General features: G+C 69.6%; 11 protein-coding genes. 3 read left to right on the forward strand and 8 right to left on the reverse strand.

Going from position 1 to position 14141, the window contains the following annotated elements:
* The 6 genes from OUA97_RS21915 to OUA97_RS21940 form a co-directional block, all read right to left on the reverse strand.
* On the reverse strand, positions 1 to 362 hold a 362-nt coding region (locus OUA97_RS21915; protein ID WP_267234217.1), incomplete at its 3' end, for a PhnD/SsuA/transferrin family substrate-binding protein.
* A gap of 18 nt (positions 363 to 380) precedes the next feature.
* On the reverse strand, positions 381 to 1493 hold the full coding sequence (locus OUA97_RS21920; protein ID WP_267234218.1) for an S-(hydroxymethyl)glutathione dehydrogenase/class III alcohol dehydrogenase: 1113 nt from the start codon (positions 1491 to 1493) through the stop codon (positions 381 to 383).
* A gap of 72 nt (positions 1494 to 1565) precedes the next feature.
* Positions 1566 to 2765, reverse strand: coding sequence for a DSD1 family PLP-dependent enzyme (locus OUA97_RS21925; RefSeq protein ID WP_267234219.1), 1200 nt, complete (start codon positions 2763 to 2765; stop codon positions 1566 to 1568).
* Positions 2762 to 3277 carry a Rid family hydrolase gene (locus OUA97_RS21930; protein WP_267234220.1) on the reverse strand — a complete coding sequence of 172 codons (516 nt, stop codon included), beginning with the start codon at positions 3275 to 3277 and terminating at the stop codon, positions 2762 to 2764. Before OUA97_RS21930 ends, OUA97_RS21925 begins: the two co-directional genes overlap by 4 nt.
* 100 nt (positions 3278 to 3377) lie before the next feature.
* Complete coding sequence (locus OUA97_RS21935) at positions 3378 to 3869, reverse strand: RidA family protein (protein WP_267234221.1); 492 nt, start codon at positions 3867 to 3869, stop codon at positions 3378 to 3380.
* 56 nt (positions 3870 to 3925) lie between these two features.
* Complete coding sequence (locus tag OUA97_RS21940) at positions 3926 to 5518, reverse strand: flavin monoamine oxidase family protein (protein WP_267234222.1); 1593 nt, start codon at positions 5516 to 5518, stop codon at positions 3926 to 3928.
* A 594-nt stretch (positions 5519 to 6112) separates the two neighbouring features.
* Here OUA97_RS21940 and OUA97_RS21945 point away from each other — a divergent pair.
* Complete coding sequence (locus tag OUA97_RS21945) at positions 6113 to 8770, forward strand: TonB-dependent receptor plug domain-containing protein (RefSeq protein ID WP_267234223.1); 2658 nt, start codon at positions 6113 to 6115, stop codon at positions 8768 to 8770.
* A 42-nt stretch (positions 8771 to 8812) separates the two neighbouring features.
* Here the strand turns inward: OUA97_RS21945 and OUA97_RS21950 are convergent, their stop codons facing one another.
* The gene (locus OUA97_RS21950; protein WP_267234224.1) at positions 8813 to 9349 is read right to left on the reverse strand and encodes a GNAT family N-acetyltransferase; all 537 of its coding nucleotides are present in this window, start codon (positions 9347 to 9349) and stop codon (positions 8813 to 8815) included.
* Positions 9350 to 9455: 106 nt separating this feature from the next.
* Here OUA97_RS21950 and OUA97_RS21955 point away from each other — a divergent pair, with 106 nt between their 5' ends.
* A complete protein-coding gene (locus tag OUA97_RS21955; protein WP_267234227.1) occupies positions 9456 to 10829 on the forward strand; it encodes an L-serine ammonia-lyase in 1374 nt (457 codons plus the stop codon).
* Positions 10830 to 10929: 100 nt separating this feature from the next.
* On the forward strand, positions 10930 to 11325 hold the full coding sequence (locus OUA97_RS21960; protein ID WP_267234225.1) for a DUF6491 family protein: 396 nt from the start codon (positions 10930 to 10932) through the stop codon (positions 11323 to 11325).
* On the opposite strand, the gene OUA97_RS21965 is transcribed toward OUA97_RS21960, so the two are convergent.
* A partial coding sequence (locus OUA97_RS21965; RefSeq protein WP_267234226.1) for a CHAT domain-containing protein occupies positions 11322 to 14141 on the reverse strand: 2820 nt, incomplete at its 5' end. The two genes, OUA97_RS21960 and OUA97_RS21965, sit on opposite strands and share 4 nt — an antisense overlap.

Here is a 14141-nt window from a genome sequence, read left to right on the forward strand (position 1 = left end):
TCGGCCATCGCCGCCACCCCGGCCTGCCGCCGGGCGAGCAGCACGCCGCGATAGCGCCCGGCGGTCGCGGCCGGCACGTCCAGCGCCGCCACCGCCTGCACCTTCGGGTCGGAGCGCGCCGCCAGATAGGCGGCGAGGTTTGTCATGGCGACGTCGACCTCGCCGGCGCGCAGGGCCTCGGCCAAAGCGTCGGGGGTCTCCAGCAGCACCACCTGGGTCTCCCGGCCCAGCGCCGCGCCCAGCTGATCGGCCATCGGCTTCAGCGCCGCAGCGCGGTCGTATTTCGGATAGGCGTAGGTCGCCACTTTCAGCGGCGGGGGCGGCGCGACGGCCAGTTGCGCGGTGAGCAGGAGTGCGATCATGCCCGCCGCACCTTGTCGCTAGAACACCACGACCGAGCGGATGCTCTCGCCGGCGTGCATCAGGTCGAACGCCTTGTTGATGTCTTCCAGCGGCATGACGTGGGTGATCATCGGGTCGATCTGGATCTTCCCGTCCATGTACCAGTCGACGATCTTCGGCACGTCGGTGCGCCCGCGCGCGCCGCCGAAGGCCGAGCCCTTCCAGACGCGGCCGGTGACCAGCTGGAACGGGCGGGTGGAGATTTCCTTGCCGGCCTCGGCCACGCCGATGATCACGCTCTCGCCCCAGCCGCGATGGCAGGCTTCCAGCGCCTGGCGCATGACGTTGGTGTTGCCGGTGCAGTCGAAGGTGTAGTCCGCGCCGCCGTCGGTCAGGGCGACCAGGTGCGCGACGATGTCGGCGCCGCCGATGTCGTTGGGATTGACGAAGTGGGTCATGCCGAACTTGCGGCCCCATTCCTCGCGGTCCGGGTTGATGTCGACGCCGACGATCATGTCGGCGCCCACCATCTTCAGGCCCTGGATGACGTTGAGGCCGATGCCGCCCAGGCCGAAGACGATGCAGTTAGAACCCGGCTCGACGCCGGCGGTGTTGACCACCGCCCCGACCCCGGTGGTGACGCCGCAGCCGATGTAGCAGGCCTTGTCGAACGGCGCGTCGGGCCGGATCTTGGCGACCGCGATCTCGGGCAGCACGGTGTAGTTCGAGAAGGTCGAGCAGCCCATGTAGTGGGCGATGGCCTGGCCCTTGTAGCTGAACCGGCTGGTGCCGTCGGGCATCTGGCCTTTGCCTTGCGTGCCGCGGATCGCGGTGCAGAGGTTGGTCTTGCGCGACAGGCAGCTTTTGCACTGGCGGCATTCGGGCGTGTAGAGCGGGATCACGTGGTCGCCGGGCTTGACGCTGGTGACGCCGGGGCCGACCTCGACCACCACGCCCGCGCCCTCGTGGCCCAGGATCGAGGGGAAGATGCCCTCAGAGTCCAGGCCGTCCAACGTATAGGCGTCGGTGTGGCAGATGCCGGTGGCCTTGATCTCGACCAGCACCTCGAACGCCTTGGGACCTTCCAGGTCGACCTCGACGATTTCCAGCGGCTTCTTGGCTTCGAAGGCGACGGCGGCGCGGGTCTTCATGGCGTCCTCATGGATGGCGGTTGGCGGGTGTCGCCCCCACTACGATGCGTCTTCCCGGAGGGAAAGCCACGATCAGCGTGAACTGCGCCGCGCGTCCACCGGCCAGGTTTCCGACGCCCCGTCCTCGTCCACGACGATCAGCGCGTCATAGAGGTTGATGGTGGGGTCGATGTGCCCCGGCTGCAGCCAGACCAGGTCGCCGACCTTGGGCGCGTCGGCCGGCCAGGCGATGGCGGCGTCCTCGTCGGCGGCGGTGATCCCGCCGGCGAAGTCGGCCCCGGCGGCCTTGATCACGCCCATCATCGCCGGGTGGAAGATCGCCGCGTGCTCGTCGCCCATCGGCCGCCAGCGCGCGCCCTGCGGCGCGCCGGCGATCACCCGGGCGGGCGGGCCGTCGACCGAGTGCGCCTTGAGGCCGCTGTCGCAGACCACGTGGGTCTTGTGGCGGGCCGAGACCACGCTGGTGGCGATGAACAGCGCCTGCTTGAACGGCCAGGCCTGGCCGTCGATGGCGCCGCAGTCCTCGTACTCAACGTCCATGAACACGTAGGAGCCGGCCTGGATCTCGTTGAAGACGCCGCTGGCCAGGTCCTCGACATAGGTGCCGGTGCCGCCGCCGGTGACGAGTTCCGGCTTCAGGCCGGCCTCGGCCAGCTCGCCGACCAGCGCGCCCAGCCGCTGGCGGGCTGCCTGGCAGGCGCCGCGCCGCGCCTCCAGGTCGGCCAGGTGCTGCAGGTGGCCGAGATAGGCCTGGATCCCGCGATAGCGCAGGCCCGGCGTCTGGGCGGCCAAGCGGGCGAGGGCGGCGACCTGTTCCGGCGGCACGCCGGTGCGATGGGTGCCGAGGTCGATGTCGACGACCAGGCCGATGGTGGTTCCCGCAGCTTGCGCCGCCGCGCCCAGCCGCGCGATCTGGCCCGCGTCGTCGGCGACCACCGCGATGCTGACGCTCGAGGCGGCGATGGCGGCGATCTTCTCCGCGCCCCAGGGCGCCGGCGGCGAGGTGATCAGCAGGTCGCGCACGCCCGCGGCGGCATAGGCCTGCGCCTCGCCCACCGTCTGGCAGCACAGCCCGACCGCGCCCAGCTCGACCTGGCGGCGGCCCAGCGTCGTGCACTTGTGCATCTTGCCGTGGGCCCGCAGGCTGACCCCGGCGGCGCTGCAAGCAGCCTGCATGGTCGCCAGGTTCGCCTCCAGCGCCGCTCGGCGCACGACCAGGGCCGGCGTCACGGGAGGCTGGAACGAGAGCAGGGGGCCTAGGGTGTCGGTCACGGTTTCCTCGCCGGCGAATGGACGATGAGCTGGATTTCTACGATTCCGGTCTCACCGAGGACCCCGGTCGTACCAACCGCGGTCCAGGCTGGATAGGGCGGCCGGAAGTATTCGCCGACCACCTCCTCGAAGGCGGCGAACTGCTGGTCCTTGGTCCCGGCGAAGTTGGGCCCGTCCCAGACATGGAACGAGTTGATCATCGCCACGTCGGCGAAGGTCGCGCCCGATGCGGTCAGGGTCTTCTTCAGCTGTTCGAAACTGCGCCGGGCCTGGGCCTTGAAGGCCTCGGCGTCATTGGCTTCGCCGGGGGCGCGGAACACCACCACGCCCGAGACATAGAGCGTGTCGCCGGCCCGCCGGGCGGCGGCGTAGCGCCACTCGTCATGCGCCTTCTTGGCGCCGGCGTTCGGCAGGATCACCTCGCCGCCGGGGCTGGGAAGCCGGATCGGATATTCCTGGGCGCCGGCCGAACCGGCGGCCAGCAGAAGGACGGCGAGGATCAGGGCGCGCATGGAGGCTCTTGTCTGAAAGGTGGAGCTTCCGACAAGTTCCCCGCGCGCGCCAGCGGCAAGCGTCGGTCGACCGGGCCCGTCGCCCGGCCGACCAAGGCGCCTACTTCTTCGGCTTGGCCGCCTGGACCTCGATCTCGACCATCATGCCCGGCGCCACCAGTGCGGCGACCTGGCTGGTGATGCGGGCGGTCTTGTTGGGCTGGGTCTCGGTTCCGTAGAACTGCTTGTAGCCCTCCATCATGCCGGCGAAGTCCATCGCCCCGCCCTTGGCCGGGTCGCCGACCAGCAGCACCCGCATCATGAACACGTCGCCGTGGGTCAGGCCCTCGGCCTTCAGAATGTCCTCGATGCGCTTGAGGACGCCGATGGTCTGGGTCTTGGTGTCGCCGAACTGGGGCGGCGTCCCGGCCGGGGCGCCGGCGTTCAGCGCCGGCGGGGTGATGCCGCTGACGTACATGATGTCCGTGCCGGCCGGCACCACGGCCGCCTGCAGGATCGGCGAGGTCGCCGCTCCTATCCGCTTGACCTGGGCGGCGGCGGGCGTGGCGGCGACCAGCGCCAGCAGGGCGGCCGGCAGGATGAACTTTCGCATGAACTTCGGTTTCCTATGACTGAGCTTGGCTATTGGGCAGGCGATTGCGATGACGATCAAGCCGCCGCGCGGGGTTCCACCAATGCCCGCTGCTTAACCTGTTCGTTGAGCGCCGCGATCGTGCGTTGCGCCGAATAGACGGCGCCTTCCTGCCAGCCGGGCGTCTGGCTGAGGTGTGCGCCCGAAAAATGCACACGCCCGTGCGGCTGGTTCAGCAGCCGGTACTCCGCCGAATCGAAGTGCCCCTCCTGCACGCCGCCGCGCTCGCCCCAGCGCGGCCAGGGCCCCATGTTGTAGGGAATCTTGCTCCAGTTCACGACGACCGGATTGGTCAGCTCCGCGTCGCGTCCGGGGTGCAGCTTGCCGACCACGCTGCGGGCCATGGCGATCTGCTCGGCCAGCGGGCGCTTGGCGAAGCCCTCGGCGCGCGAGCCCGAGCCGTAGCAGGCCAGCAGCATGCCGCGCTCGGTGTGCAGGCCGTTGGACGGATACCAGACCAGGCTGGTCTCGCCGCCGACGAACGAAATGCCGCCGTAGATCTGCTCCTTCTCCCAGAACCGCGGCGCATCGAAGCCGATCTTGTTGGAGAAGTCGTTGGGCACCGAGGCGATCGCCGCCTTCACGTCCTTGCCGAAGTTGTTGTCGATCTTGGCCAGCAGGGCCAGCGGCAGGGTGATGATCGTGTAGTCGCCCTCGACCGCCTGGGTCTTGCCGCTGACGGTGTCGCGATAGGTGATCTTGACGCCCTTGCCGTCGGCCCGGATCTGGGTGACCTCGGCGTTCCTGATCACCGGGCTGCGGATGGCGCGCTCGAAGCCGGCGATGATCTGGTCCATGCCGCCGACCGGCTGGAACATCGTCGCCTGCATGTTGATGTTGTCTTCGAACAGGGTGGCGCCGATCTGCGGGTGGCCGATCAGGTCGCGGAACGCGGCCGGATCGCGCGCCTTGGCGAACTGGTCCGCCGCGCCGGGCGCCTGCAACAGGCCCGATCGCTCGGTGCCCTTGAACGCCATGTCCTCGCCGAGGTCGCCGTAGGTCTTCAGGAACGGCAGCAGCTTTTCCTTGTCCTCGACGCTGAGATCCTGGTCGAGGGCGCCCTTGTTGACCGCCTTGGCCAGCAGCTCGGAGATGTAGCCGCGGGTGTCGTTGACCCCCTGGCGCATCTGCAGCTTCTTGCCGCCGTCGGCCCACAGATAGGCGCTGCGGCTGGAATTGATCTCGACCTCCAGCGGCACGCCCAGCTTGCTGCAGTATGACAGCAGCCCCTGGTGATGGCTCGGGATCCGCGCCGGCCCGGCGTTCATGTAGAGGCCGTCGGAGAAGCGCACAGTCTGCGTCTCTTCGCCGACCATCTCGACCTTGTCGCCGCCTCGCAGCGTCCAGTTGCGCCCGCCCAGGCGCCCGCGCGCCTCCAGTAGCGTCACGTCATAGCCGGCCCGCTCCAGCTCATAGGCCGACACCAGGCCGGCCACGCCGCCGCCCAGGATGACCACCCGCTTGCCGCGGCCCGCGTCCGCGGCCATCGCCGGCGTCGCCGCCGAGGCCACTGCGCCCATCAGGCCCAAGGTCCGCATCGCCGAATAGGTCGCGCCGTAGCCGCCGGTCGCGCCCAGACGGTGAAGAAATAAACGCCGACTGATCCCCATCTTTCGAGTTCCCCAGATCAACCACCAAGGCGTTCATGACCCGCCTGCTCGCGCAGCTGTTCAAGCGCGGGGCGGGCCCACGGGCGCTTCGGCGAACGGCGTGATCAAACGTGCGGCGCCGGCGGCTCGAATATTCCGCATCCGGAACACTGTCCGAATCCCGAGCAATGCCCATCCGACAGGTATTGATTAAAAGCGGGGTCGCCCATGTCCGAATGTCGGGCAGAAGTCGGCCCATCGGGTGCTTTGCGGCGGGGCGCTGATTGACAGTGGAAACCTGCCGCGCGGAGCCTTCGGACGTCGCGGCGGTTCATGTGCCCGCCCCGACGCCAGTAACCGCAAGACAAGAAGCAAGAGCGCGTTCGAGGAAACAAACAGGACCCGGGCTCTCACCTGCGTGGAGAGTGTCTGAGATGCGCCAGCCTATGCCTGTACCAAGTCCAGACGCGCCGATGCTCATCGCATCGCTCACCGCGACTCTTTTCCAAAACGATCCGGCCGTCTGACCGCTGCAAAGCGGCTGCGGGGGGCTGTGACCAATGACGGTCGATGTCGGCCGTCTGTGCTGTGGGGGCAATAATCATGAGAACCAACGTGCGTATCGGACTGCTCGCGGGCGTCTCTCTCGCGACCCTGTTTTCGGCCGGGATGGCGGCCGCCCAGTCATCGACCATCGACGAGGTGGTCGTCACCGGCTCGCGCGCCTTGCCGCGCACGGTGATGGAGTCGCCGGTGCCGGTCGATTCGTTCAGCGCCGCGGACATCGAGGCGATCTCGCATTCCGACACTCAGGACCTGCTGAAGACCCTGGTGCCGTCCTACACCATCACCCGCCAGCCGATCTCCGACGGCGCCACCTTCATCCGCCCGGCGGCCCTGCGCGGCCTGTCGTCGGACAAGACCCTGCTGCTGGTGAACTCCAAGCGCCGCCACCGCGCGGCGCTGGTCACCACGGGCGGTGACGGCAGCCAGTCGGCGGACGCCGCCCAGATTCCGTCGGCGGCGCTCAAGTCGGTGGAGGTCCTGCGCGACGGCGCCGGGGCGCAGTACGGCTCCGACGCCATCGCCGGCGTCATCAACTTCATCCTGAAGGACAATTCCGAGGGCGGCATGCTGACCGTCCAGGCCGGCCAGTACTACGAGAAGGATGGCGAAGGCATCGTCATCGGCGGCAACAAGGGCTTTTCCATCGGCGACTCCGGCTTCGTCAGCGTCTCCTTCGAGTGGACGACCGACCAGCCGACCAGCCGCGGCAAGCAGTACTGCAACCGCAATATTCCCAACCAGTCGGCCGGCTTCTGCTCGGCCCTGTTCCCGACCGAGACCACGGCGCCCGGCTCGGCCTATAGCGCCGCATACGCCCAATCGGTCGGCTATATGCCCGGCCGCATTCCCGACGTTTGGCAGAAGTGGGGCCAGCCGGAGTCCGAGGCCCTGCGCGTGTTCGTCAACGCCGGCTACGAGGTCTCCGAGAACCTGGATTTCTACATCTTCGGCAACTACGGCCAGAGCCACGCCAAGGAAGACTTCAACTACCGCCCGCCGATCGATGTCGGCGCCACCACAAACCAGGCCGACGACTACGTCTATACCCGCAGCGGCGCCCTGTTCCGCGCCAACCAGATCTTCCCGCGCGGCTTCACGCCCCAGTTCTTCGGCGACGTCTACGACGTCAGCGTAGCGGGCGGCTTCCGGGGCGAGGTGCTGAACGGCCTGGGCTATGACCTGTCGGCCCGCTACGGCCGCAACGAACTGGCCTACGACCTGACCGAGACGGTGAATTTCTCGCTGGGCGAGGCCTCGCCCACCGAATTCCATGTCGGCTCGCTGGTCTCCGACGAGTGGTCGCTGAACGCCGACTTCACCTACGAGGTCGCCACCGGCTTCACCGAGAACCCGCTGGCCATCGCCTTCGGCGCCGAATACCGCAAGGAAGGCTACGAAATCCTGACCGGCGACGTGCCGTCCTACACCGCCGGGCCCTATTCGGCGCAGGACCCGTACGACTTCTGCACCAATGAGACGGCGATCGCCCAGCGCACCCTGCGACCGACCGCGCCGCAGAATGCGGGCATCGTCTGCAACACCCCGACCATCGTGCTGAACGGGCGGACCATCACCAACCCGGTCTATGCGGTGCTCGGCGTCGGTTCGAACGGCGCCCCCGGCTTCCCGCCCCTCTATTCGGGCCGCCTGACCCGTGATTCCTACGCGGTCTATACCGAGGCCAGCCTCGACGTCACCGACCGCCTGTTCCTGCAAGGCTCGCTGCGCGCCGAGGACTTCTCCGACTTCGGCTCGACTGTCGACTACAAGGTCGCCGGCCGCTTCGAGATCGTGGACGGCATCGCCATCCGCGGTTCGGTCGGCACCGGCTTCCGGGCCCCGACCACAGGCCAGACCTTCACCACCTACACCTCGACCGTGGTCAACAACGGGGTGCCGGTGGCCCAGGGCCTGTTTCCGGCGACCAACCCGGTGGCGCAGTATCTGGGCGCCGAGCCGCTGGGACCGGAAAAGTCGGACAACTATTCGATCGGCCTGACGCTCGAGCTGTTCGACGGTCTGAACATCACGCTCGACGCCTACCACATCAAGGTCGACGACATGTTCTACGCGATCACCCCGATCACGGTGACGCCGACCATCACCGCCGCGATGGTCGCCGCGGGCATTCCGGGGGCCGACACCATCGGCCAGGTGAACTTCTTCCAGAACGCCTTCGACGCCAGCGTCACCGGCCTGGACGTGGTCGCCACCTACGCCCGCGGCTGGGACAACGGCCAGAGCACCAACTTCTCGGCTTCGTTCAACATCAACAACCCGGTGGTCGAGGAGGTGAAGAAGTTCGTCGACGCCACCGGCACGACCCGCACCTTCTTCGACGGCGAGTACATCTACGACTTCAAGCACGCTACGCCGCACTGGCGCTCGGTGCTGACCGCGACCCACCACATGGGGCCGTTCTCGATCATGGGGCGGGCGAACGTCTATGGCTCGTACAAGAACATGTACAGCGTCTCGATCCCGACCGTTCAGACCTGGGATCCGGAGGTCCAGTTCGACGTCGAGGCCAACTGGGACATCGATGAGACCTACAGCCTCACGGTCGGGGCGCGGAACATCTTCGACAACTATCCGGCCCCGGATGAAACGGGCGAGCAGGGCACCAACGGGCGCATCTACCGGTCGGACTCGATCGTCGACTGGCAGGGCGGGTTCTACTACGCCAAGATCCAGATGAAGTTCTGATCCGGAAGGGGCGGCCCCCGCGCGGGGCCGCCCGATTTCGTGTCAGATCGCCTTGCCCATCCGCACCAACGGCACCTTCACGCCGTTCGAGGTCTGCGCCTCGAACGGCTCGATGCGCTGGTAGCCGCAGGCGGCGTAGAGCGGCTCGCCGGCCATGGTCGCGGCCATCTCGCAGCGGCTGAAGCCCTCGGCCTTCGCCTTGGCCTCGCAGGTGGCCAGGATCAGGCGTCCAACCCCGCGTCGGGTGAAGTCGGGACTGGTGTACATCGCCCGCACCCGCGCCGGGTCCGTGGCGGGGTCGACCAGCGCCGCGTCGCGGCCGGCCGAATGGTCGCCGCCGAACAGGGTCGCGCGCCGGCTCCAGCCGCCGCACCCGGCGATCGCGCCGCCCGCTTCGACCACGTAGTAGGTGCCGTCCTCGATCAGCTGCGTGTCGAGGCCCATCACCTCCTGCGAGGCGAGCACCTCGGCCGGCGGCAGGAAGGCGGGGAGCAGCTCCTTGATCGCGCGGTCCATCACCGCCTTCAGGGCCGGGATGTCGCCGCTGACGGCGGGGCGGATGGTCAGGGTCTGGCTCATGGACACTAGCTAGCGACGCGGGCTGCCCGCGTCACCCTTACGGCAATCACTAAGGGACGCCTTGCCCCGGCTTGGCGCAATTCACGCAATGACGTACCAACCTGCCATGGCGAGCGCGTTCGATTTGTTCAAGTTGGGTGTGGGCCCGTCCAGCTCCCACACCATGGGTCCGATGACCGCCGGCGCGCGCTTCCTGCGGCGCCTGCGCGACCAGGGGCGATTGGCAAAGGTCACCCGCGTGGAGACCGTGCTCTACGCCTCGTTGGCCCTGACCGGGCGGGGCCACGCCACCGACCGCGCGGTGATCCTGGGCCTCGCCGGCTTCGTCCCCGCCAGCATCGATCCCGACGCCGCCGACGCCGCCCTGGAGACGATCCGCGCGACCAGCCGCCTGAAGCTCGGCGACGAGGGGCCGGAAGTCGACTTCGACGAGGCCCGCGACATCCTCTGGGAAGGCCGCACCCGCCTGCCGCAGCATCCCAACGGCCTGGCCTTCCGCGCCTTCGGCGGCGAGGCGCTGCTCGACGAAAAGCTCTACTTCTCGATCGGCGGCGGCTTCGTGGTCGACGAGGCCGAACTGGCGGCCAACGCCGCGCCGATCCGCGCCGCGGCCGAGCCCTATCCCTACGCCTCGGGCGCCGAACTGCTGGCCCAGGCGCAGGCCGCGGGCCTGACCATCGCCGAGCTGATGTTCGCCAACGAGACGGCCGTGCGCGCCCCGGCCGAGGTCGAGGTCGGCCTCGACGCCATCTTCGCGGGCATGGAGGCCTGCATCGAGCGCGGCCTGCGCCAGGAGGGCTGCCTGCCCGGCGGCCTGAAGGTCCGCCGCCGCGCGCGGCAGATCCACACCGACCTGATGAGCAAGGTCGAACGCAACATCTCCGATCCGCTGGCCGCCCTCGACTGGGTCAATCTCTGGGCGCTGGCGGTGAATGAGGAGAACGCCGCCGGCGGCCGCGTCGTCACCGCCCCGACCAATGGCGCGGCCGGGCTGCTGCCGGCGGTGCTGCGCTACTACGACCGCTTCCATCGCGGCGGGCCGGAGGGGCGGCGGACCTTCCTGCTGACCGCCGCGGCGATCGGCTCGCTCTACAAGCGCAACGCCTCGATCTCGGGCGCCGAGGTCGGCTGCCAGGGCGAGGTGGGCGTCGCCTGTTCGATGGCCGCCGCGGGGCTGACCGCCGCGCTCGGCGGGACCAACGCCCAGATCGAGAACGCCGCCGAGATCGCCATGGAGCACAATCTGGGCCTCACCTGCGACCCGATCGGCGGCCTGGTCCAGATCCCCTGCATCGAGCGCAACGCCATGGGTGCGGTGAAGGCCATCGACGCCTCGCGCCTGGCCCTGCTCGGCGACGGCCAGCACACTGTCTCCCTCGACAAGGTCATCGCCACCATGAAGCGCACCGGCGAGGACATGAACGAGATCTACAAGGAGACCTCGCTGGGCGGCCTGGCCGTCAACGTCGTCGAGTGCTGAGCCGATGAACGCCCGATGAACGACCCTCTCAAGGGCAGTTCAAGGCGTCGCTTCTAGCGTTCGGTCCTGGGCTGGGCGTCCTATGAAAGGGACACGCGACATGAAGTTCCTGATCGCCGCGCTCGCCGGAGGCGCGATGCTGCTGGGCGGAACGCTCGCCGCGGCGAACCCGGCCCCGAGCTCCGCGCCGGCCGAACGCCCGCTCGGCGTCGACGCCCGCATTCCGTTCGCCGCCACCACGGGCATTCGCAACTTCCAGGCCGACGGGGACGACGCCCTGTGGATCGAGGGCCAGCGCGGCGAGTGGTATCGCGCCGAGCTGTTCGGCCCCTGCATCGGCCTCGACCACGCGATGAAGGTCGGCTTCGTCCCGCGCGGAACCAGTTCGCTCGACCGCTTCGGCCAGGTGCTGGTCGACGGCTCCAAGTGCCAGATCTCCAGCCTGGTGACCTCGGCTCCGCCGCCGGCCAAGGCCAAGAAGGCCAAGGCGTCCTAGGGCGGCGACAACCGCATCACGACCGCCTGACCGCCCAGCGCGCCGCCCAACAGCGCCTCGCCCGGACGGCTGGCGTCGATGTCCGACAGATAGAGGTTCGAGCCTGAGTCCAGCAGCTTGGGCGCCGACACCGCCCCGTCGGGGCCGAGCGTCAGCAGCATCGCGCCCACGTGGGTTTTCATCTCGCTGGGGGCGTAGGGATCGGGCCTTGCAAGCGGTCCTGTGCGGTAGTCGACCTGGCTCAGCTTGGCCGCGGCGATCAGCGCGCCGCCGTCCGTCATCGCGCCCAACGCCCGCACTTCGGACCAGCCCAGGCTGTCGTCGCGATAGACCAGCCGGGACTGCAGACTTGCATCCAGCGCAATCACGCCTGCCTTCAGCTCGGCCTCGCAACTCGCCATGAAGCCGCCGCCCAGCAACACCTGGCCGTCCCGCGCCAGGGCCGTCGGCGCGGTCCAGCCGGTCAGCTGCTGCGAGGAGATCAGCGCGCCGCTCTTCCGGTCCCGCAGCTCGGCCCAGGTGATCGGCACGCCCATGCAGGGCGACAGGTCGTAGTCGTCCTCGCCCAGCGCCTGCCGCTGGGCCGGCGGGTGGCGCACGGTGTAGGTGACCAGCACGCGCTCGCCGAGCGGGGTCAGGGTGGCGTCCTCGATGGCGACGCCCTGCGGCGGCGTGGCCGTGAACAGCAGCCGCGGCGGCTGCGCGCCGTCGATCAGCATCACGCGCAGTTGGTCGGCGACGTCCCGGCCGGCGGCCCGTGCGCGCCCGGCGCTGTCGGCGATGGCGACCAGGGCCTGGCCCGGGCCAAGCGTCACGCCTGTGGCGGCGAGCGAGTCCATGCCTTCGGGTCGCTCCCCGCGCCAGGTCGCCCGTAGCGCCCCGCTGGCCTTGTCCAGCGTCTCGATGACGGGGGCGGCGCCCCCGTCGGCGCCGGCGTGCCCGCCGCCGACCAGGACTGCAGAGCCCATCTCGACCATCAGCCAGGTCGGGGCCGACAGCTGCATATCGCGCCGCCAACCGCCGCTCAGCGCCGTTCCGGCCTTCGAACCCGCATCCGAGAACCGGCTCAGAACCTGTTCGCCCACGCGCTGCAGCGCGACGACCTCGCCCCTGACGCCGGAGATCGGGTCCACCGTCAGCTTGCCGGCGCCAGGCGCCGCCGGCGGCCGTGCGCCGTCGCCCAGCACGATCAACGGCGCCCAGAAACGCGGGTGCAGATAGGCCCGCGAGGGCGGCGCGGCCAGAAACGTCCGCTGGGCCTGGGCCAGCGCCAGGGCCGGGCTTTCGCCATGCTCGGTCCGCAGGGTCTCGAAGGTGGTCGCCACCACCTCCTTGGTGGTCTCCGAATCCACCGCCCACAGCGAGCCCAGGGTCGAGGGTACGCCGGCCACCGCAAATGCCGAGGCCAGGGCCGGCAGCTCGCCGGCCATCTGCGCGACGTCGTAGTTGGCGGTGTTGCAGGCCGACAGCGCCACGAACTGCGCCCCCAGGTTCAGGTCGGCGATCTCCGAGGCGGTCAGCAGCCCATCGTCCAGCGGATCGGTCGAGGAGACCGGCGTCAGCGCCAGGGCCGGCTCGCTCAGCCCCTCGATCTCGTCGCGGATCAGCCCGTGGGTGGCGAACGACAGGTAGCGGTAGGAGCCCAGCAACTGGCCGCGCACGCCGCGCTCGGTCGCCGCGTTCTGGACCAGCAGCTTGGTCGAGGCGAACCCCTTGGCCGACCGCTCCAGCTCGTCCTTGGTCTCCGGCAGCGGCGCCAGGGCGGCCAGGCCTGCGCTGCGCGAGCCCTTGAGCAGCATCCTGGCGCGGTCCTCGCCCTGGTCGGTCGCCCCGCTCAGCACCGGATCGCCGACGCCCAGGAAGTCGAAGTCCGACGCCGGCGCCAGCGCGCCTGAGCGCGCCGCCAGGATCGCGCCCGGCGATCCCGCATAGCTGACCGCATGACGGCGCACGAGCCAGTCGGCCTGGGCCAGGTCATAGCCCTCGCCCAGCTTCGGCGGCGCCTGCGCCAACAGCACCGACAACGGCAGCGGCGTGACCGAGGCGTCGGCCATCCACAGCAGGTGGTCGCCGGCCTTCACACAGCCCTCGAACGGCGCGATCAGCAGCTTGTGCATCCGCACCGCCGCGGCGGCGGGGAACTGGGCGTCCAGTTCGTCGGAGGGCGCGTGCCCGGCGGTCAGCGCCGCCTGCAGGATCTTGATGTCCAGCGTGGCCTGCCGCAGTTCGGCCGGCGCGATCAGCCGCATCACCCGATCCTGCCGCACGCACATATAGGCCATGCCGCCCGGAACCATGGCCACGCTCAGCGCCGCCTCGCCGGGCCGCAGCGCCGCCTGGAAGCGCTTCAGGTCGACCAGGTCCGACTCAACAGCCGGCCCGAGCGACCGGTCGATCTCGTCCAGCCGGACGGCGAAGTCGCGCAGCGCGCCCCGGGCGCGGACGTCGTGGCTGAGCAACGCGTCATACGCGGGCGCCTGAACGTGGCTCGCCAGCTTGGCGATCTCTCCCCGCTCATAGGCGTCCCGCCGCGCCCGCAGGCGCAGCCCCTGGTGGATCGACCGGCGCTGCAGCGCGTCCTTGGCCTGGGACAGCGCCACCAGCGCGTCGGCGTCGATGTTCGCCTGGACCCGCCCGGCCAGCTGGAACAGCACGAAGTTCGTCTCATCCGCCTCTGGCCCGGCACGGTCGCCCTGGGCGAGGGCGAACGAGATGAGGATCTGCTCGATCGCGGCCGGCCGGCGCGAGGCGCCGACGCCCAGCGCCGGCGCACGCTTCGCGGCGTCCGCGATCAGGCGGCCGGTCTGCGCCAGCCC

Source organism: Phenylobacterium sp. 58.2.17 (assembly GCF_026411515.1).
In the GTDB taxonomy this organism is placed as follows: domain Bacteria; phylum Pseudomonadota; class Alphaproteobacteria; order Caulobacterales; family Caulobacteraceae; genus Phenylobacterium.

Bases quoted from the DNA above. Each gene is read 5' to 3' on its own strand.
- OUA97_RS21930 (WP_267234220.1), bottom strand. From the start codon at position 3,277: ATGCGCGCCCTGATCCTCGCCGTCCTTCTGCTGGCCGCCGGTTCGGCC.
- OUA97_RS21960 (WP_267234225.1), top strand. From the start codon at position 10,930: ATGAAGTTCCTGATCGCCGCGCTCGCCGGAGGCGCGATGCTGCTGGGC.
- OUA97_RS21920 (WP_267234218.1), bottom strand. From the start codon at position 1,493: ATGAAGACCCGCGCCGCCGTCGCCTTCGAAGCCAAGAAGCCGCTGGAA.
- OUA97_RS21940 (WP_267234222.1), bottom strand. From the start codon at position 5,518: ATGGGGATCAGTCGGCGTTTATTTCTTCACCGTCTGGGCGCGACCGGC.
- OUA97_RS21935 (WP_267234221.1), bottom strand. From the start codon at position 3,869: ATGCGAAAGTTCATCCTGCCGGCCGCCCTGCTGGCGCTGGTCGCCGCC.
- OUA97_RS21955 (WP_267234227.1), top strand. From the start codon at position 9,456: ATGGCGAGCGCGTTCGATTTGTTCAAGTTGGGTGTGGGCCCGTCCAGC.
- OUA97_RS21950 (WP_267234224.1), bottom strand. From the start codon at position 9,349: ATGAGCCAGACCCTGACCATCCGCCCCGCCGTCAGCGGCGACATCCCG.